General features: G+C 69.4%; 15 protein-coding genes. 11 read left to right on the top strand and 4 right to left on the bottom strand.

The genetic code is table 11. The features are described from left to right. Window positions 1–137 precede the first annotated feature (137 nt). Genes eccA through eccE form a run of 11 tightly spaced genes read left to right on the top strand, consistent with a single transcriptional unit; the run spans window position 138 to window position 14,601 of the window. Window positions 138–1,982 carry a type VII secretion AAA-ATPase EccA gene (gene eccA / locus ACQI46_RS04070; RefSeq protein ID WP_427092633.1) on the top strand — a complete coding sequence of 615 codons (1,845 nt, stop codon included), beginning with the start codon at window positions 138–140 and terminating at the stop codon, window positions 1,980–1,982. Further along, window positions 1,979–3,514: a type VII secretion protein EccB gene (gene eccB, locus ACQI46_RS04065; protein ID WP_427092632.1), complete on the top strand. Its 1,536-nt coding sequence runs from the start codon at window positions 1,979–1,981 to the stop codon at window positions 3,512–3,514. Before eccA ends, eccB begins: the two co-directional genes overlap by 4 nt. Further along, window positions 3,511–7,479 carry a type VII secretion protein EccCa gene (gene eccCa, locus ACQI46_RS04060; RefSeq protein ID WP_427092631.1) on the top strand — a complete coding sequence of 1,323 codons (3,969 nt, stop codon included), beginning with the start codon at window positions 3,511–3,513 and terminating at the stop codon, window positions 7,477–7,479. The genes eccB and eccCa overlap by 4 nt, the downstream gene beginning before the upstream one ends. Before the next feature lie 34 nt (window positions 7,480–7,513). Beyond that, the gene (locus ACQI46_RS04055) at window positions 7,514–7,822 is read left to right on the top strand and encodes a PE family protein (RefSeq protein ID WP_427092630.1); all 309 of its coding nucleotides are present in this window, start codon (window positions 7,514–7,516) and stop codon (window positions 7,820–7,822) included. Beyond that, window positions 7,822–9,375, top strand: a complete 1,554-nt coding sequence (locus tag ACQI46_RS04050) for a PPE family protein (protein WP_427092629.1) — start codon at window positions 7,822–7,824, stop codon at window positions 9,373–9,375. Before ACQI46_RS04055 ends, ACQI46_RS04050 begins: the two co-directional genes overlap by 1 nt. Then, complete coding sequence (locus ACQI46_RS04045; RefSeq protein WP_427092628.1) at window positions 9,372–9,671, top strand: type VII secretion protein EsxS; 300 nt, start codon at window positions 9,372–9,374, stop codon at window positions 9,669–9,671. The genes ACQI46_RS04050 and ACQI46_RS04045 overlap by 4 nt, the downstream gene beginning before the upstream one ends. Window positions 9,672–9,700: 29 nt before the next feature. Beyond that, a complete protein-coding gene (locus tag ACQI46_RS04040) occupies window positions 9,701–9,988 on the top strand; it encodes a WXG100 family type VII secretion target (protein WP_427092627.1) in 288 nt (95 codons plus the stop codon). Window positions 9,989–9,997: 9 nt separating this feature from the next. Then, entirely contained in the window at window positions 9,998–10,879 is an 882-nt protein-coding gene (locus ACQI46_RS04035; protein WP_427092626.1) for an ESX secretion-associated protein EspG, read from the top strand. Then, window positions 10,861–12,303, top strand: a complete 1,443-nt coding sequence (eccD, locus tag ACQI46_RS04030; protein ID WP_427092625.1) for a type VII secretion integral membrane protein EccD — start codon at window positions 10,861–10,863, stop codon at window positions 12,301–12,303. The genes ACQI46_RS04035 and eccD overlap by 19 nt, the downstream gene beginning before the upstream one ends. Continuing rightward, window positions 12,293–13,690 (top strand): type VII secretion-associated serine protease mycosin, encoded by a 1,398-nt coding sequence (mycP, locus tag ACQI46_RS04025; RefSeq protein WP_427092624.1) that lies wholly within the window; start codon window positions 12,293–12,295, stop codon window positions 13,688–13,690. Before eccD ends, mycP begins: the two co-directional genes overlap by 11 nt. After that, on the top strand, window positions 13,687–14,601 hold the full coding sequence (gene eccE / locus ACQI46_RS04020; protein ID WP_427092623.1) for a type VII secretion protein EccE: 915 nt from the start codon (window positions 13,687–13,689) through the stop codon (window positions 14,599–14,601). The genes mycP and eccE overlap by 4 nt, the downstream gene beginning before the upstream one ends. On the opposite strand, the gene ACQI46_RS04015 is transcribed toward eccE, so the two are convergent. The 4 genes from ACQI46_RS04015 to ACQI46_RS04000 all read right to left on the bottom strand — a co-directional run bounded on the left by ACQI46_RS04015 (window position 14,588) and on the right by ACQI46_RS04000 (window position 19,016). Next, complete coding sequence (locus ACQI46_RS04015; RefSeq protein WP_427092622.1) at window positions 14,588–15,787, bottom strand: alpha/beta hydrolase family protein; 1,200 nt, start codon at window positions 15,785–15,787, stop codon at window positions 14,588–14,590. The genes eccE and ACQI46_RS04015 overlap by 14 nt on opposite strands. Beyond that, entirely contained in the window at window positions 15,784–16,719 is a 936-nt protein-coding gene (locus ACQI46_RS04010) for an amidohydrolase family protein (RefSeq protein ID WP_427092621.1), read from the bottom strand. The genes ACQI46_RS04015 and ACQI46_RS04010 overlap by 4 nt, the downstream gene beginning before the upstream one ends. Window positions 16,720–16,767: 48 nt before the next feature. After that, entirely contained in the window at window positions 16,768–17,571 is an 804-nt protein-coding gene (gene stf0, locus ACQI46_RS04005; protein ID WP_427092620.1) for a trehalose 2-sulfotransferase, read from the bottom strand. Window positions 17,572–17,636: 65 nt separating this feature from the next. Further along, window positions 17,637–19,016 carry a sulfatase family protein gene (locus ACQI46_RS04000; RefSeq protein WP_427092619.1) on the bottom strand — a complete coding sequence of 460 codons (1,380 nt, stop codon included), beginning with the start codon at window positions 19,014–19,016 and terminating at the stop codon, window positions 17,637–17,639. Window positions 19,017–19,176 lie beyond the last annotated feature (160 nt).

The following is a 19,176-nucleotide window of genomic DNA, read 5'->3' as shown; positions in this document are numbered from 1 at the left end:
TGCGTCTCGACAGTTTGCTCTCACGGTGCTAATTTCAGCGCGAGTTAGCTTAGCCATACATAACAGATGTCGAGGGAGTTGGGCGGGAATCCGGGATTCTGGCAAATGTGCCGGATTTCCCGCACCGCGACTATTTCATGGAAACGCGATCTGACACGCTGACGTCCCGCGCGAGCGCGGCGACCCGGGTGGACCCCGACATCGTCAGCAGGTTCGCCACCTGCTGCCGCACGCTCGGGCTGTCCGTCTACGACCGACGCCGACCGGCCGACCCCGCCTCCGCGCGCGCGGGTTTCGCCGCGCTGACCCGCGTGGCACACGACCAGTGCGACGCGTGGACCGGACTGGCCGCCGCCGGGGACGTCACCCCGGCCGTCGTCGAGGCCATCTGGCAAACTTCTGCCACTGCCGGTGTCCTCCAGCGCGAGATCGAGCTGGCACCGGATGCGCTGGGCTTCCTATACGACACCGGTTTGTATCTGCAGTTCCGCGCCACGCAACCGGACGACTTCGCGTTGGCCTACGCCGTCTCCCGCTGCGACGCGGCGAACGGCCCGACCTCGTGGGGCGCGGCCGACCGCCTCGTCGGCGAACTTCTCGACCGGCGGCCCGGGTGGCTGGAGGCGCGCTGGGTGCGTGCCGCCATCCACTACCGGGCGGGTCGATGGTCGGATGTGGTGCGGATGCTGACGCCCGTCGTCGCCGACGAGTCCCTCGACCCCGCCTACGCGCACGCCGCGCGCATCACGCTGGGCGTCGCGCTGGCGCGGCTGGGCATGTTCGCCCCGGCGCTGTCGCACCTGGAGAAGCCCGAGGGCCCCGTCGCGGTGGCGGCCGTCGACGGCGCGCTGGCCAAGGCGCTGGCGTTGCGGGCTCAGGGTGAGGACGAAGACGCGCAGGAACTGCTCCAGGAGCTCTACGCCGCCAACCCGGAGAGCGCCCAGATCGAGGAGGCGTTGTCGGACACCAGCTTCGGCATCCCCACCACCACAGCCGCGCGCATCGACGCCCGGTCGGATCCGTGGGATCCGCAGACCGAGCCCGGCGAGGCCGACTTCGTCGACCCCGGCGCCAAGGACCGCAAGGCCCACCTGCTCATCGAGGCCGAGGCCGAACTCGCCGAGTTCATCGGCCTGGAAGAGGTCAAATACCAGGTCGCGCGACTGAAGAGCTCGGTCGCGATGGCAATCCGCCGCCAGGAGCGGGGCCTGACGGTCGCCCAACGCACCAACCATCTGGTCTTCGCGGGGCCTCCCGGCACCGGTAAGACCACCATCGCCCGCGTGGTCGCCAAGATCTACTGCGGCCTGGGGCTGTTGAAGAAGGAGACGGTGCGCGAAGTGCACCGCGCCGACCTGATCGGTCAGCACATCGGTGAGACCGAGGCCAAGACCAACGCGATCATCGACAGTGCGCTCGATGGTGTGCTGTTCCTCGACGAGGCCTACGCGCTGGTGTCCACCGGCGCCAAGAACGACTTCGGTCTGGTCGCCATCGACACCCTGCTGGCCCGCATGGAGAACGACCGCGACCGCCTCGTGGTCATCGTCGCGGGCTATCGCAAGGACCTCGACACGTTCCTCGACACCAACGAGGGCCTGCGTTCGCGGTTCACCCGCAGCATCGACTTCCCGTCGTATTCAGGTAAGGAGCTCGTCGAAATCGCCATCCGCATGGCCGAGAAGCGTGACTCGCGCTTCGAGGACGCTGCCCGCCAGGACATGGAGCGGCTGTTCGAGTATCTGGCCCAAGCCACCACCCCCGATGTCAACGGCGTCGAGCGACGCAGTCTGGACATCGCCGGCAACGGTCGTTTCGTCCGTAACCTCGTGGAGCGTTCGGAAGAGGAGCGGGAGTACCGCCTCGACCACTCGGACGCCGAGGACTTCACCGACGACGAACTGATGACCATCACGGCCACTGACGTCGCGAACTCCGCCGGGCCGCTGCTGCGCGGGCTCGGCCTGTCGGTGCCGCAATGACCACCCCCGACGACGACCGGCGCTCCTTCCAGTCCCGCACGCCGGCCAACGAGAATCCCGAGCGGGTCAGCTACCGGCGGGGCTTCGTGACCCGGCACCAGGTCACCGGATGGCGATTCATGCGGCGTCGCATCGCATCCGGTGTCGCGCTGCACGACACCAGGATGCTGGTAGATCCGCTGCGCACCCAGTCGCGGGCCGTGCTGGTCGGCGCGCTGATCCTGGTCACCGGTGTGATCGGTTGCTTCCTGTTCTCGTTGATCCGTCCGGGCGGAGTCGCCGGCACCGACTCGGTGCTCGCCGACCGGGAGACCGCCGCGCTCTACGTCAGGCTCGGCGACCAGGTCCATCCGGTGCTGAACCTGACCTCCGCGCGACTGATCACCGGCCGCCCCGACAACCCGTCGTTGGTCAAGACCGCCGAGATCGACCAGTTCGCGCGCGGCAACATGCTCGGAATCCCGGGCGCACCGGAACGTATGGTGCCCAACCCGACCGCCGACGCCCACTGGTCGGTGTGCGACGCGGCGACCGGCTCGGTCACCGGCGTCACCGTGATCACGGGACCCCTGGGCGAGGGCGGCGAGAAGGCCGCGCCGCTGCCCGACGGGCAGGCCCTGCTCGTCGAAAACGACGGCAGGACATGGCTGTTGTGGGACGGCAAGCGCAGCCCCGTCGACGTCAACGACCGCGCGGTCATCGACGCCCTGGGGCTGGGCGGTGCACCGCTGCACATCCAGCCGATCGCCACGGGACTGTTCAACACCATCCCCGAGGCGCCGGCTTTGACCGCGCCGGCGATCCCCGGAGCGGGCACCCCCTCGTCGGTGCCGCTGCCGATCCCGGCGCCCATCGGCGCGGTCGTCGTCGCCTACGAGGCCGACAACACGCTGCGCCACTACGCTGTCCACGCCGACGGACTGCAACCGATCTCACCGGTGGTGGCGTCGATCCTGCGCAACACCAACTCGTTCGGACTGGACCAGCCGCCGCGGCTCGGCGCCGACACCGTCGCCCAGTTGCCGACGGTCGGGGGCATCGACACCGCGGCCTACCCCGCCGAACCGGTCACCCTCGTCGACACCGCGGCCGACCCGGTGATCTGCGCAGCGTGGGACAAACCCGAAGGCGCACAGGTCGAGTCGCTGACGCTGCTGTCGGGTGCGGCGCTGCCGATCCCCGACGGCGTGAAGACCGTCGATCTGATCACCGCCGGTGCGCCCGGCGGCCCCGCCGCGCGCGTGGCCACCGCCCCCGGCACCGGCTACTTCGTCGACAGCGGCAGCGGACTGTTCTGGCTCAGCGACACCGGAGTCCGCTACGGCATCGAAACCGGCTCGAACGACGGCACCGATACCGTCGAGGCACTGGGACTGACCTCCGCGCCGCTGCCGATCCCGTGGTCGGTGCTGTCCCAATTCGCCGCCGGGCCGACCCTTTCGCGCACCGATGCGCTGCTGGCCCATGACACGCTGGCGCCCAACCCGTCACCGGCACGGCTGCAGACCGCGCCCCGTTTGGAGAACCCGTGAGCAGGCTGATCTTCGAGCACCGCAAGCGGATACCGCCGCCGGTGTCCCGTAAAGGCACCATCGCCATCGAACCGCCGCCGGAGCTGCCGCGGGTGGTCCCGCCGTCGCTGCTGCGGCGGGCGTTGCCCTACCTCATCGTCATCCTGATCGTCGGCATGATCGTGGCCCTGGTGGCCACGGGTCTGCGGCTCATCTCACCGACGACGCTGTTCTTCCCGTTCGTGCTGCTGCTCGCGGCCACGGCGCTGTACCGCGGTTCGGACAACAAGATGCGCACCGAGGAGGTCGACGCCGAGCGCGCCGACTACCTGCGCTACCTGTCGGTGGTCCGTGACAACGTCCGCGCGCACGCCGACGAACAGCGTGCCGCACTCGAGTGGTCGCATCCCGAACCGCTTGCGCTGACCGGTGTTCCGGGCACCCAGCGGCAGTGGGAGCGCGATCCCCACGATGCGGACTTCCTGGTGCTGCGCGCCGGTCTGCACGATCGTGCGCTGGATGCGACCCTGCGGGTCAAGGAGATCGCCGACGAGATCGACCTGGAACCGGTGTCACACACCACGCTGCGCGGCCTGCTCGACACCCAGCGCACCCTGCACGACGCGCCCGTGGGACTGGAGTTGACCCGGCTGGCGCGGATCACCGTGCTCGGCGAGGACACCGAGGTCGACGGCGCGCTGCGCGCCTGGCTGGCCCAGGCGGCGGCCTGGCACGACCCGTCAGTGCTCGGGATTGCTTATGCGGGAGCGGATCTGGAGTCACCTCGGTGGTCGTGGCTGAAGTGGTTGCCGCACGTGGACGTGCCCAACGCCGTCGACGGCGTCGGCCCGGCACGGTATCTGGCCACCACGGCCGCCGATCTGCGTGACCGTCTGGCACGGGAACTGGCCGATCGCGGCCCGTTCACCGGGACCGGCGGCGCCGACGCCAAGCACCTGGTGATCGTGCTCGACGACCCCGAGGCCGATCCGGCGGAGTTCGTCGGTCGCGGTCTGTCCGGTGTCACCGTGATCCACCGCGGTGCACAGGAACCCAATCGCGACCAGTACGCCGATCCCGAGCGTCCCGTCCTGCGCATCGCCGACGGCCGGATCGGCCGCTGGCAGAACGGCGACTGGGCCCCGTTCATCGACCACGCCGACACCCTCGATGTCGCCGACGCCGCTCATCTGGCCCGGCGCCTGGCCCGCTGGGACTCCAACCCCGACCACGGACGCTCGGCCACCACCGGTGGCGCGACCTTCACCACGCTGCTGGGTATCCCGGACGCTTCGGCACTCGACGTCGCCGCGTTGTGGGCGCCCCGCAACCGTGACGAAGAGCTCCGGGTTCCGATCGGTGTCACGGCCACCGGCGAGCCGCTGATCTTCGACCTGAAAGACGAAGCCGAAGGCGGCATGGGGCCGCACGGCCTCATGATCGGTATGACCGGCTCCGGCAAGTCGCAGACCCTGATGTCGATCCTGTTGTCGCTGTTGACCACGCATCCGGCCGACCGGCTCATCGTCATCTACGCGGACTTCAAGGGCGAAGCCGGCGCCGACATCTTCCGCCACTTCCCGCAGGTGGTGGCCGTGATCTCCAACATGGCCGAAAAGCGTTCGCTGGCCGACCGGTTCGCCGACACCCTGCGCGGTGAGGTGGCCCGGCGCGAGCAGTTGCTCAAAGAGGCCGGCCGCCGGGTGCAGGGCAGCGCGTTCAACTCGGTGACCGAGTACGAGGCGGCTCGCAACACCGAGGCCGGAGCGGACCTGCCCCCGATCCCGACGCTGTTCGTGGTCGCCGACGAGTTCACCCTGATGTTGGCCGACCACCCCGAGTACGCCGAGCTGTTCGACTACGTCGCCCGAAAGGGCCGCTCGTTCCGGATCCACCTGCTGTTCGCGTCGCAGACGTTGGACGTCGGCCGGATCAAGGACATCGACAAGAACACCTCCTACCGGATCGGCCTGAAGGTGGCCAGCCCGAGCGTGTCGCGCCAGATCATCGGCGTCGAGGACGCCTACCACATCGAGTCCGGCCGGGAACACAAAGGCGTGGGCTTCCTGGTGCCTGCTCCGGGTGCCCGCCCGATCAAATTCCGCAGCACCTATGTCGACGGCATCTACGAACCGCCGCGAGTGGACAAATCCATTGTGGTGCACGCGATTCCGCGTCCGCAGCTGTTCAGCGCGGGATGGGTGGAGCCGGAGCCCGACACCGTCATCGTCGACGACGGTGCCGATGTGGAGGTGCTGCCGCCGCGCAAGCTGATCGCCACGATCGGCGATCAGCTCGCGCAGTACGGTCCCCGCGCACCGCAGCTGTGGCTGCCGCCGCTCGACGAGGAGATCCCGCTGGCGGAGTTGCTGCGCCGCGCCAATATCGGGGAGCGCCAATGGCGTTGGCCGCTCGGCGAGATCGACCGCCCCTTCGAGATGCGGCGCGACCCGCTGGTGTTCGACGCGGCGTCGTCGGCGGCCAACATGGTCATCCACGGCGGACCGAAGTCCGGAAAGTCCACCGCGGTGCAGACATTCATCATGTCGGCGGCGGCGCTGCACGCCCCGGGCGATGTGTCGTTCTACTGCCTCGACTACGGCGGCGGCCGGCTGCGCGAACTCGAGCAGCTTGCCCACGTCGGCAGTGTCGCCTCACCGCTGGAGCCCGAGAAGATCCGGCGCACGTTCGGTGAACTCGAGCAACTGCTGCGGGCCCGTCAGCAGCGCGGGGCCTCGGCCAGCGGGGCTTACCAGGACGGCTACGGCGAGGTGTTCCTCGTCATCGACAACCTGTACGCGTTCAGCCGCGACAACACCGACACGTTCAACACCCGTAACCCGTTGCTGGCCCGCGTCACCGAGCTCGTCAACACCGGTCTGTCCTACGGCATCCACGTGGTGCTCACGACGCCGAACTGGCTGGAGGTGCCGCTGGCGATGCGCGAGGGTCTCGGGTTGCGCCTGGAGTTGCGCCTGCACGACCCGCAGGACAGCAATGTGCGGGTCGCGGGCGCGCTGCGCCGGCCCGCCGAAAGCGTGCCGGCCGACCAGCCCGGCCGCGGTCTGACGATGGCGGCCGAGCACTTCCTGTTCGCCCGCCCGGCGCTGGAATCCATCCCGGCACTCAACGCGCGTCATCCGGATCGGCAGGCACCGCCGGTGCGGCTGCTGCCCACCAACCTGGCGCCGTCTGCACTGCCGGTGCTCTACCCGGCACCCGAGCAGGTCGTCATCGGTCAGCGCGAGGAGGACCTGGCCGGGGTCACGGTGGACTTCGCCGACAACCCGTTGATGATGGTGTTCGGCGACGCCAAGACCGGCAAGAGCACGCTGCTGCGGCACCTGATCCGGACCATCCGGGAGAACTCGCGTCCCGACGAGGTGGCCTTCACGGTCATCGACCGCCGGCTCCAACTGGTCGACGAGCCGCTCTTCCCCGACAACGAGTACACGCCCAACATCGACCGGGTGCTGCCGGCGATGCTCGGCTTGTCGGCCCTACTGGAGAAGCGTCGTCCACCGGCCGGTCTGACGCCGCAGCAGCTGTCCGGTTGGTCCTACCGCAACGGCCAGGACAACCACCTGCACTACCTGATCATCGACGACGTCGACCAGATCCCGGACGGCCCCGCGGTCAGCGGACCGTTCGTCGGACAGCGGCCGTGGACGGCGTTGATCGGACTGCTGGCACAGGCAGCCGATCTCGGCTTGCGGGTCATCGTGACCGCACGGGCCTCGGGCGCGGCGCACGCGGTCATGACCGCGCCGCTGCTGCGCAGGCTCAACGAACTGCAGGCGACCACGCTGATGATGTCGGGTAACCCGCAGGACAGCGGAAAGATCCGTGGGCACCGGTTCAGCCGGCTGCCGGTGGGTCGGGCGATGCTGCTCGACGAACGGGACACCGCCACCTACGTCCAACTCGTCAATCCGCTGGCCGGCGAGACCGCCGGCAGCCGGGCGGGCGGAAGCGAACATCGATGAGCTGTAACGGTTCACAACGAGGAGGGGAGCAACGATGACACTTCGTGTCGTGCCCGAGGGACTGACCGCGGCCAGCGCAGCCGTGGAGGCGCTAGCGGCCCGGATGGCCGCCGTCCACGCCGCCGCCGCGCCGGCCGTCACCGCCGTGATCCCGCCGGCCGCCGATGCGGTCTCGCTGCAGACCGCGGCCGGATTCAGTGCCGCCGGAGCCGAACACCAGACGGTGGCCACCCAGGGCGTGACCGAACTGGGGCGCGCCGGAGTGGGAGTCGGCGAGTCCGCGGCCAGCTACGCCAGCGGTGACGCGATGGCCGCGTCGTCGTACATGATCGCGCGCGGCTGATGACCGCCCCTGTCTGGATGGCGCTTCCGCCGGAGGTGCACTCGACGCTGCTCAGCAGCGGTCCCGGACCGGGTTCACTGCTCGCCGCGGCAGCGGCCTGGCAGTCGCTGAGCACCGAATATGCCGCCGCGGCAGCCGAATTGACCAACGTGCTGGCCGGTGTGCAGGCCGGCGCCTGGGAGGGGCCGAGCTCGCAGCAGTACGTCGCGGCCCACACGCCGTTCCTGGCGTGGCTGTCGCAGCAGAGCGCGCACAGCGCCGCTGCGGCCGCCCAGCACGAGACCGCCGCCGCCGCCTATTCGACCGCGCTGGCGACCATGCCGACGCTGCCGGAGCTCGCGCTCAACAAGACGACGCACGCCGTGCTGATCGCGACGAACTTCCTGGGCATCAACACGATTCCGATCGCGCTCAACGAAGCCGACTACGTCCGGATGTGGATCCAGGCGGCCACCACGATGAGCACCTACCAGGCGGTGTCGGGTGCGGCGCTGGCCGCGACACCGACCTCGGTGCCGCCACCGATGCTTCTGGCACCCGGGGTGGGTGAAGCAGGCCGGGCAGCCGCCGACATGATGAACAACGCCGCGCAGGCCCAAGCCGCCGAGGCCGGTTCGTCGTTCAACATCATCGACTTCTACATCGATTTCCTGCGGATGCTGTTCGAGCCGATCATCGACTTCCTGCGCGACCCGATCGGCAACTTCACCCAGCTGATCAACGACTTCCTCACCGACCCGGCCGGGGCGCTGGTGACCTGGTTCCCGCTGTTGTTCGCGGTGGGCTACCAGGCCATCTTCCAGCCCGTCGGCTGGACCACCTGGACCCTCATCGCGACCGCGCCGTTCCTGATCCCGCTGATCATCACGCTCGGTGTGGTCGGGTTGCACGTGCTGACCCAGAACCCGCCGGTAGCGCCCGAACAGGCCCCCCAGGAAAGCCCGCAACCGGCTGCGCCCGCACGACCCGAGCAGCAGTCGTTCCCCGTGGCCGCAGGTGCACCCGCCGGTGTGCCCGCCGGCGCGCCGGCCTCGGCGGCCACCGTCGTCAGCGGCTCGGCGGCGAGCGTCGCCGCACCGGCCGGAGCCGCACCGGCATTCCCCTATGTGGTGGCCAGTCGTGATCCGGGCGAAGGGTTTTCGCCGACGGTGCGCGACTCGACCAGCGCCAAGGCGCCGTCGTCGGGCATCCCGGCCGCGGCCTCGGGCATCGCGGCGTCCGCGGCCGAGCGGCGCAAGCGTCGCCGTCGTCAGAAGGACGACATGGGCGGCCGGCAGTACGCCGACATCTCCGTCGACTACGAGGACGAGCCCGACCGCGACGCCCCGCCCGCGCCCGAGCCACGGGTCAGCGCGTCGCAGCGCGGCGCCGGGCCGATGGGCTTCGCGGGGACGGTCACCAAGGGTGACGCCGACGCCGCTGGGCTGACCACGCTGGAAGGCGACTCCTTCGGCGGCGGGCCCAAGAGCCCGATGCTGCCGTCGACGTGGGGGTCCGACCCGGCACAGACTTCAACCGAAGAACACCACCACAACCGAAAGGAAAACCCATGAGCCTCTTGGATGCTCACATCCCACAGCTCGTCGCGTCGGAGAGCGCGTTCGGCGCCAAGGCCGCCTTGATGCGCAGCACGCTTGCGCAGGCCGAGCAGGCCGCGCAGTCGTCGCAGGCCTTCCACATGGGTGAGTCGTCGGTGGCGTTCCAGGGCGCACACGCCCGCTTCCTCGAAGCCTCGGCGAAGATCAACGCATTGCTCGATCTGGCACAGGCCAACATCGGTGACGCCGCAGCGTCCTACGTCGCCGAGGACGCCGCCGCCGCGAGCACCTACACCGCCACCGCCATCTGACCCGGCACCACCACGAAGGGAAGACCTCGATGTCTCAGATCATGTACAACTACCCGGCGATGCTCGCTCACGCCGGTGAAATGTCCGCGTACGCAGGCGCTCTGCACGCCGTCGGTGCCGACATCGCCAGCGAGCAGGCCGCCTTGCAGGCCGCCTGGCAGGGCGAGACGGGCATGACCTACCAGGCCTGGCAGGCGCAGTGGAACGGTGCGCTCGAGGAGTTGGTGCGTGCCTACCGCGCGATGGCCAGCACCCACGAGATGAACACCACCTCGATGGCGGCCCGCGACCAGGCCGAAGGCGCCAAGTGGGGCTGACCGGGTCCCGTGCGGGCTAACGCCGTCGAGCTCGGCGCGGAGGCCGCCTGGTTCCTCGCCGAGACCCTCGGTGCCGGATCGTTCCCGTGGGTGCTGGCCATCACGCCGCCCTACACCGACTACGCGCAACGCGCGGAGTTCGAGGCTGGGCAGGTCGAACGCCTCACCCGGATGGGAATCCTGGATGCCGACGGTGTCGTCGACGCCTCGGTGGCCGGGTGGATCCGATCGGTGTGCCGGCCGGCCCAGTGGCTGGAGCTGCGGTTCATCGGGCCGGACGGTTCGATGCTGCGGGGACTGGTCGCCCGCGACGCGACCGGGACCGTGGTGGCGCTGCGCAGCGCCGACCTGGTCACTCTGACCGCGATGGACATCGACCATCCACAGGCGCTGGTGCCGGTGCTGACGGTCGGCCTGTCCGGTCGTGCACCGGCCCGGTTCGACGAGTTCGCGCTGCCTGCTCACACCGGCGCGAAAGCCGACGAACAGATCCGCAGTGGAGCGTCCGTCCGCGACATGCTCGACTACCTCGGAGTCCCCTCGAACGCGCGCCCTGTGGTGGTGGCCGCGTTCGAGGAACCGCGCACGTATGTCGAGATCGTCGCCGGACAACACCGTGACGGGCACCGGGTCAGCACCGACGTCGGGGTCAGCGTCGTCGACACGACGGTCGGGCGGGTGCTGGTCAGCCCGACCAAAGCGTTTGACGGCGAATGGATCTCCACGTTCGCCCCGGGTACCACCCTGGCCATCGCCGCAGCTGTCGAGCGCCTCTGCGCCGCGTTGCCCGACGGGCCGTGGTTCCCCGACCAGGCAGTCACCAAAGACTTCGACGAGTACACCGCCGAGAGAAGACGGCAGAAAGAAGAACAATGTCAGAGCACGCTGTAGCCACCAACAACGCGGTGATGCCGATCGTGCGCGTCGCCGTGCTCACCGCCGCGGTGGGTGACGGGGATGCGGGCCGGTTGACCGAGATCGCGTTGCCGGCCGAACTGCCGCTGCGCGAGATCATCCCGGCGATCCAGGGCATCGTGGCGCCGAGCGACGTGGTGGCCGACACCGCCGGACTCGTCAGCCTCGCGCCGATCGGCGGTGCGCCGTTCAGCCTGGACGCGACGCTGGCCACCGTCGGCGTGGTCGACGGCGATCTGCTTGTGCTGCAGCCCGTTCCGGTGGGACCGCCTGCCCCGCGCATCGTCGAGGACATCGCCGATGCGGCGATGATCTTCTCCCAGTCGCGGGACAGGCCGTGGGGCATGGTCCAGATCCGGCGCGGTGCAACGCTGGCCGTGCTCGGGTTGATTCTCGTGGCCACCGCGCTGTCGGTGGCGCACCGCGTCATCACCGGCGACACGCTCGGTCTGGTCGTGGTCTCGGCCACCGCAGTCCTGAGCGTGCTCGGCGCCCTGCTCACCAGGCCGGCTTCGGCCCGCCTGGCCACCGCGCTGGCAGTGACGGCCCTGGTGCCGGTGGCGGGTGCGTTCGCACTCGCCGTGCCCGGCGATTTCGGTGCGTCCCACATCGTGTTGTCGGCCGCCGGCGTCGCCGCCTGGTCGATCATCAGCATCATCGTCGGTGAGCGCGCCATCGCGCTGTTCACCACCACCGCCACCACCGCGCTCGGTGTGCTGCTCGCCGCCGGTGCCGCGGCGCTGTGGACGGTGTCGCCGCTGGCGCTGGGCTGCGGTCTGGTTCTGGTCGGCCTCCTGGTCACCGTTGCCGCGGCCCAGCTTTCGGCGATGTGCGCGCGTCTTCCCGTCCCGGTGATCCCCGCCCCCGGCGACCCGGCTCCGGCGGCGCAGCCGCTGCGTGTCCTCGAGGACCTGCCTCGCCGGGTCCGTGCGACCGACTCGCATCAGACCGGATTCATCGCCGCCGGCGTGCTGCTGGGAGTCCTCGGTTCTGTGGCTCTGCTGTGGCCCGCTTTCGGCGACGACACCACGGCGTCCCCGTGGGCCTGGTATCTGGTCGTGGCCGTCGCGCTCGGCGCGGCACTGCGCGCCCGGGTCTGGGATTCGGCGTCCTGCAAGGCGTGGCTGCTGGGCCACTCCGTGTTGGTGACCATTGTGGTGCTGGCCGGTTTCGCGTTCAGCGGCCACTACGACGCGGCCTGGGCTGCGCTCGGCGTCCTGGCGATCGTGACCGCGGCCTGGGTGGTCGTCGCGCTCAACCCGCGCATCGCAGAGCCGGAGAGCTACTCGCTGCCGGCGCGCCGCATGCTGAGCTTCGTGGCCTCGGCGCTCGATGCGTCGATCATCCCGGTGATGGCGTACCTGATCGGCCTCTTCTCCTGGGTCCTCAATGGATTCTGAGGGCCTGGCCACCGGGCGGCGCGCCGCGGCGGCTGCCGCGGTCGCCGTGCTGGCTCTGGCCTTCACCGGCTCGGCCGCAGGGGCGATCACCCCGCCCCAGGTCGATCCGGCCGTGTCGCCGCCGAGTGGCAGCGCCGGCCCCGCCGCGACGATGAGTCAGCGCAGCCCGTGCGTCACCAGCGGCGTCGTCGCGGGGACCGATCCCGCGGCGGCAGAACCGAACTCGTCGGCTCTGAAGCTGCCGGAGGCGTGGCGGCACAGCCGCGGCGAAGGGCAGCTGGTGGCCGTTCTCGACACCGGGGTGACCCCGGGTCCGCGCCTGCCCAACGTCGAGGCCGGCGGCGACTTCGTCGAGTCCACCGACGGGACGACCGACTGCGACGGACACGGCACCCTGGTGGCCGGGCTCATCGCCGGGCAACCCGGCGACGACGCCTTCTCCGGCGTGGCGCCGGCCGCGCGGATCCTCGCGATCCGCCAAACCTCTGAACGCTTTTCGCCGCGCAGCCCCGGTGAGGATCCGGAGTTGGCGCGCGCCACCGTCGAGGTCCAGACCTTGGCGCGAGCGGTGGTCCGTGCCGCCGACGCAGGCGCACGGGTGATCGCGATCCCCAGCGCGATCTGCCTGCCCGCCAACCGCGCCATCGACCAGGATGCACTCGGGGCAGCGTTGCGCTACGCCGCGGTCGACAAGGACGCGGTGATCGTGGCGGCCGCCGGCGACACCGGTGCCGGTTCGACGAGCGGGGCGTCCTGTCAATCCAATCCGCTGACCGATCCGGCGCGCCCCTCCGATCCCCGCAACTGGGACGGTGCGACCACGGTGTCGATGCCATCGGTCTGGCAGCCCTACGTGCTGTCGGTCGGGTCGTTGGCCGCTTCGGGGCGGCCGTCGCCCTCGACCATGGCAGGTCCGTGGGTCGGCATCGCCGCACCCGGGGACCGCATCACCTCGATCAGCAACGACCCGTCCGGTGGTCTGGCCAACGGGCTGCCCGACAACGACAACGGGTTCGCGCCGGTCAGCGGCACCAGTTATGCGGCGGCATATGTCGCGGGAGTCGCGGCGTTGGTACGCAGTCGTTTTCCCGAACTGACCGCCGGCGAGGTCGTCGACCGGCTCACCGGCACCGCCAACGGTGCCGCGCGCTCGCCGTCGAACCTCGTCGGCACCGGCCGCGTGGATCCGGTCGCGGCGTTGACCTGGGACGTGCCCGAACGCGCCGAAACCGACAGTGCCGCAGTGCGTCCGGTGGCAGCACCGCCGGCACCGCCGGCGCAGGACCCGACCCCCCGCATCGTCGCCTTCGCCGGTGTGGGCGTGCTGGCGCTGCTCGTGCTCACCGCCGTGGTGGTGCGCAACCGACGGAAGGACCCGACGTCATGATCGTCCGAATCACTTTGGCGCTGCTGTTCGTCATTCCCGCCGCCATGGCCTACCCCTGGGATACGCCCGCCTCTCGGTGGCTGCTCGGGATCGCGGTAGCCGTCGTGGTCGTGCTCTTCGCATGGTGGCGGGGCATGTTCGTCACGGACATGATCGGGCGACGGATCGCGATGCTGCGGCGGCGCGGTCGCGTCGCGGGCAGCCATCGCTCCACCGAGTACGCGACGGTGGCCTTGCGTGTCGAGCCGCGGGAAGCCGACGACCTCCCCCTGGAGGTGCCGGCCGGTTACGTCGACCGCTACGGGATCCGCTTCGACAAGGTGCGGGTCACCAGCCGTGACGTGGCGGGCGAACGGACGACCTGGGTGAGTCTGACCCTCGGCGCGGCCGACAACCTGGCCGCGCTTACCGCCCGGTCGCCGCGAATCCCGTTGCAGGACACCGTCGAGCTGGCGGGGCGGCGATTGGCCGACCAGCTTCGTGAGATGGGCTGGGAGGTTTCGCCCGACCCGGAGCCGGCCGTGGTGCTGCCCGAGCCGGTCAAGGAGTCCTGGCGCGCGGTGGCCGACTCGCGCGGACACGTCGCGGCCTACCGCATCGCCGTGGACGACCATCTGGCCGACACGCTGGAGGCGGTACGCGGTCTGGACGCCACCGAGGTGTGGAGCGCGGTCGAGATCACCGGCACCAGAACGTCTCACCAACTGGCCGCGGCGTGCGCGGTCCGGACCCAGGACCGGCCGTCTGCCGGCGCTCCGATCAGTGGCCTGACGCCGGAACGCGGCAACCACGGCCCGGCGCTCACCGCGATGCATCCCAGGTCGGACAAGCGGCTGGCCGCACCGGCCACCAGTAGCCACGGTGGCGTCGACCTGGATTGGTCGACCGGGGCAGCGCTCAGTCGAACATGAACGGCGCCATGAACCGGGTCATGCGGCGCAGGTAGTCCGGCTGGCTGATGTGGAGCACATGGTTGCCGGGGAACCAGTGGAAATCGCAGCGGTCCCAGTGCTTCCAGAGGATCTCGGCCTGTTCGGGAGGGGCCAGACGGTCACCCAGACCGGCGATGATCAGCCGTCGCTCTCTGGCCGGTAGCGGTGTGTAGTTCAGCGGCGAGGAGTACATGGTCGCCGCGTCGGTCAGCGCGGTGTCGGTGCCGGCGATCCATTCGCGTAGCGCCACGATCTTGTTGGCGGGGAACCACTCGTCGACGGTCCGGTCGGGAGTCACCACCGGGACGTTCGGGATGACGGCGTCGATCCGGTCGTCGACGCCGGCGATCAGCGCCGACGTGTAGCCACCCAGCGACATGCCCGTCAACGCGATGCGGTCCACGCCGGTGAACTCGAGATAGTCCAGCAGCGAACGGAAATCGTGCACCGCCTGGGCCATGGCTTCACAGAACCCCGCGAACCCGTGGGCGAAGTAGCCGTGGCCGGAGAACGGCGAGTACTTCTCCGCTCGCCGGCCGTGGAACGGCAGCGTGTAGAGCATGACGTCGTAGCCGGACCGGTAGAACCAGGGCAGCGAGAAGAACAGCCCGTTGAACAGGTACGCCGAGCCCATGAAGCCGTGGATGAGACACAACGTGGGACGAGGACCGTCGTCGTGGCGCCAGTGCTGGGCGTGGACGACGTTGTTGCGGGCGAAACCGGCGCACTGATCCCGCAGCGCGGGGTTGACCGCTTCGAAGCTGCTCTCGAACCGGATGTTGTTGACGTTGCCGTGGGCCACCCACTCGGCGACCGGGTTGGCCGGACGGGAGAACACGCGCGGCGGCCGGGTCGGGGCGGGAAACGCTCGCTGCGGATCCTGGGCGGCGGCCAGGCCGGCGTAGAACTTCAGGTGTTCGTGCTCGGCGCGGGTTTCCGAGCGGCGCAATGCCGTGAGGACCGACGGCACCATCGTGGCACTGAGCAGCGAGGCGATCGAGGTGCGCAGCGCCAGGTCTGCCATTGCCGAGGAATCCACGATCGCGCGCTGGCGCCAGGTCAGATCGGCCCGGCGGGGTAGGCCACCCGGACCTGCCTCGGCGCCCGGCACATCCGGAACGGGGATCGGCGGATCGGGCTCGCCGGGCACCTGCGGTTCGGTCACGGAACTGCCTTTCCTCGTGCGGTGCGGTCGGCCGTTGGCGGCCCGGAGAAGGTACGCAGGGCGCCGAACAAGCGAGCGCCGTTGTCGTGTAACACGTTGCGTAACCAGGTGTCGTCGATGCCCGGCAGCTCGGTGAGGACCCCCATCGCGTGGGCGTAACCGTACGGAATGTTCGGGAAATCGCTGCCGAACAGGATGCGGTGTCCCATGTCGCGCAGCCGGACGTACTCGCTGGGCGGGAACGGCATCGTCTCTTCGGTGAACCCCGTGAACGCCATCGTGGTGTCGAGATGCAGATTGTCGAAATCCGCGCACAGATCGAGGAATTCGCTGTATTCGGGCGCGCCCATGTGGGCGACGACGAGCCGCAACCGTGGATGCCGCTGCAGCACCGACCGGATCGGTTCCGGTCCGGTGTACGCGCCGGGGGTCGGCCCTGAACCGCAATGGATCACGACGGGCGTGCCCGCGTCGGAGATCGAACCCCACACCTCGTCGAGCAGCGGGTCGGTCGGGTCGTAGCCGCCGACCTGGAGGTGTGCCTTGAACACCTGCGTACCGGTCTCCAGCGCGGTGACGACGTACCGGGCGGCACCGGGCTCCGGGTAGAAGGTCGCGGTCTTCAGACAGTCCGGTGTGGAAGCGGCGAAGCCCGCGGCCCACTGGTTGAGCCATGCGGCCATATCGGGCTTGTGCGGGTAGATCAGGGACGTGAACGCCAGCACGCCGAACGACCGCAGCGTGCGCAGCCGGTCCTGCTCATCGCTGCGGTAGGTGATGGGCCACGGCCTGCCGATCAGCGGACCGGCGCTGTCGAAGTACTTCCACACTTTGTCCATCACGTTCTTCGGCATGAAATGTGTGTGCACGTCGATGACACCGGGCAGGGACAGCGCCTGCCAGATCCGGCGCACTGATTCGGAGTCGTCCATCGACTCGATGATGGCATCCGCGCAGCCGTCCGTCGCGCACGCACGCCGTCAGGTGGGTAGGCCCGCTCTCGCGGCGTCGGCGCGGTAGCGGTCCACCCACTCGTCGGACCGCCGATCGGCCTGACGCTCCAGCACCGGCGCCGGCGCCAGCCGGGGGTCCTGACCGAGTGTCTCGAGAATGGTCGCGACGATCTCGGTGAGGTTGCGCCACAGCGTCGGGTACGGCACGTCCATCGGCGTGACATTCTCTTCGGCGAACCAGTTGCGCCACCCGTCTTCCTGCGCGCGCAGCATGCAGACCACGTGGGCGATGGCACCGGCGTGGTACTCGGCGCGGGCGTCGCGCGTCGGGTCGGGACGGCCACGCCACACTCGCGTCTGCACCGCGCGCCAGAACGAAACCGCTTGGGAGACCACGTCGGGACGGTAGACGTGGATCAGCAGCGGGTCGCTGCCGACGACATCGCGGATCGCGCAGAGAAGTCCTTCTCCGGAGCGCTCGGGCAGCCCGCCGGCGCGTTGCAACAGCAACGGTGTCTGGTTCCACATGAGCTTGCCGCCCCAGATGCCGTTCGGGGTGCGCCCCACGGTACGGATGTAGTCACGCCACACCTCGGGAGGCGCCAGATCCGGCCTGCCCTCGTCGAGCGGATCGAGCAGCCGCAGAATCGATTCGTCGCCGACCTCTGCGAACCACTGCCGAGGCTGCGGTGCCTGGCTGGTCGTCGGTAGGTACTGGAAGAACTCGCCCGGCTCGCCGGCGACGCCGGTGGCGCGCAGCGATTCGACCAGCAGGGTGCTTCCGCTGCGCTGCGACGCAAGCACGAGATACGCCGTCGGGCTGGCTGACATGCGCGAGAGCCTAACCGCAGATCGTCAGCCCGGCAGCCCGGCATTTCCGTTCACGCTGAGCGGAATCATTGTGGGGCGCTTCGATCTTGATGGAGTCCGCGTTCGGCGGCGCCGGCTTTGCGGCTGGGCAATTCGATGCCCTGGATGTGTCGGTACGTCTCGGTGTACCGTTCGGCGATCCGTGTGCCGGCGAACTCCGACGGGATGACGTCGTTGGTCTTCTGGCGCCAGCTGTCGAGCAGCAAGGCCAGTTCGTTGCCGATCGCCTGCGCTTCCTCGCCGGCATCGGGCCCGAGCAGATTGCGGGTCTCGGTGGGGTCGGCGATCAGGTCGTAGAGCTCACGCTGCGGTCGACGGTCGTGCACCAGCGGTGCGAGCGCCCTCCCCGGGGCGCTGTCGGCGATATCCCAGGGCAGGTCCAGCAGCGGCCGGGTCGCATAGTTTTCGATGTAGCTGTACCTCGTGGTGCGGACCGCCCGGATCGGGTCGAATGAATCGTGGTACGTCTTCATCGAATACACCGCATCTCGAACCGGGCGCCCCTCAGGGGTGTTGCTTCGCAATCGGTTTGCGTGGGACAACCCTTCGATGTCGTCGGGAACGGCCACCCCCAGCAACTCCAACAGGGTGGGCACGAGGTCGACGCCGCTGAACAGGTCGTCGTAGCGCTGCGGCGAGACCAGGGAACCGCGGGGCGGTCGCACGATGACGGAGATTCCGGTACCGGCGTCGTACAGCGTCGATTTGGCGCGCGGCAGGGCCGGTCCGTGGTCGGTGACGAACACCACCCAGGTGGTGCGGTCCAGTCCGGTGGCAGTCAGGGTGTCGAGCAACTGGCCGACGGCGGCGTCGGCGACCGAGATGGCACCGTAGAAGTCGGCGAGATCCTGACGGATGTCGTCGGTGTCGGGCAGATAGTCCGGCAGCGCAACGGTTTCCGGGTCGGCAGGTTCGTACCGGTCGTGCGGATAGGGGCGGTGGGTCTCGAAGAAGCCGGCGGTGAGGAAGAACGGCGTCCGGGGAGCATCGGCGAGCCACCCGATGGCTCGGTCGACCACGTAATCGCAGTACGAGTTGGACACGTCGAATTCGTCGAACCCGAGCCGCGAGGGATACGACGTCTCGTGCTGCATGCCGAAAAGCGCGGTATACCAACCATTGTCGGACAGGATGTGGGGCAGGGTGCGCACGCCGGCGCGGTACTCCCAGCCGTGGTGGGCCAGCCCGACCAGGCCGTTGCTCTGCGGGTAGCGCCCGGTGAACAACGATCCCCGCGACGGCGAACACAGCGGTGCGGTGGCGTGCGCGGCGGTGAACAGGACGCCTTCGGCGGCCAACCGGTCCATCCGCGGGCTGAATACATCGGTGTGGCCATACGCGCCGAGGTGGCGGCCGAGGTCATGCCAGTGCACGAGAAGGACGTTGTCGCGCTGCCGGTCGGTCACTGCGTCAGTCCCCTTCGGTTGAGGTGTACCGAACCTAGCCGGTAAGTCTCGTCGACACCGTGTTCCCGTAACGGGCTCTCCATCGACCGTTTGCTGGACGTTCAGTCGATCTCACGCGCGCCGTGGCGTACGTCGGGTGGGTACGTGCCGTGGCCTACGT

Origin of the sequence: Mycobacterium sp. SMC-4, from assembly GCF_050205565.1 — a bacterium.
Lineage (GTDB): Bacteria > Actinomycetota > Actinomycetes > Mycobacteriales > Mycobacteriaceae > Mycobacterium.
The sequence above is the reverse complement of the archived record's forward strand: the minus strand, read 5'-3'. Positions and strand labels throughout refer to the sequence as shown.

Excerpts from the sequence above, each read along its gene's own strand:
- eccA (WP_427092633.1), top strand. The coding sequence starts at position 138 with ATGGAAACGCGATCTGACACGCTGACGTCCCGCGCGAGCGCGGCGACC.
- eccB (WP_427092632.1), top strand. The coding sequence starts at position 1,979 with ATGACCACCCCCGACGACGACCGGCGCTCCTTCCAGTCCCGCACGCCG.
- ACQI46_RS04055 (WP_427092630.1), top strand. The coding sequence starts at position 7,514 with ATGACACTTCGTGTCGTGCCCGAGGGACTGACCGCGGCCAGCGCAGCC.
- ACQI46_RS04050 (WP_427092629.1), top strand. The coding sequence starts at position 7,822 with ATGACCGCCCCTGTCTGGATGGCGCTTCCGCCGGAGGTGCACTCGACG.
- ACQI46_RS04045 (WP_427092628.1), top strand. The coding sequence starts at position 9,372 with ATGAGCCTCTTGGATGCTCACATCCCACAGCTCGTCGCGTCGGAGAGC.
- ACQI46_RS04040 (WP_427092627.1), top strand. The coding sequence starts at position 9,701 with ATGTCTCAGATCATGTACAACTACCCGGCGATGCTCGCTCACGCCGGT.
- eccD (WP_427092625.1), top strand. The coding sequence starts at position 10,861 with ATGTCAGAGCACGCTGTAGCCACCAACAACGCGGTGATGCCGATCGTG.
- mycP (WP_427092624.1), top strand. The coding sequence starts at position 12,293 with ATGGATTCTGAGGGCCTGGCCACCGGGCGGCGCGCCGCGGCGGCTGCC.
- eccE (WP_427092623.1), top strand. The coding sequence starts at position 13,687 with ATGATCGTCCGAATCACTTTGGCGCTGCTGTTCGTCATTCCCGCCGCC.
- ACQI46_RS04010 (WP_427092621.1), bottom strand. The coding sequence starts at position 16,719 with ATGGACGACTCCGAATCAGTGCGCCGGATCTGGCAGGCGCTGTCCCTG.
- stf0 (WP_427092620.1), bottom strand. The coding sequence starts at position 17,571 with ATGTCAGCCAGCCCGACGGCGTATCTCGTGCTTGCGTCGCAGCGCAGC.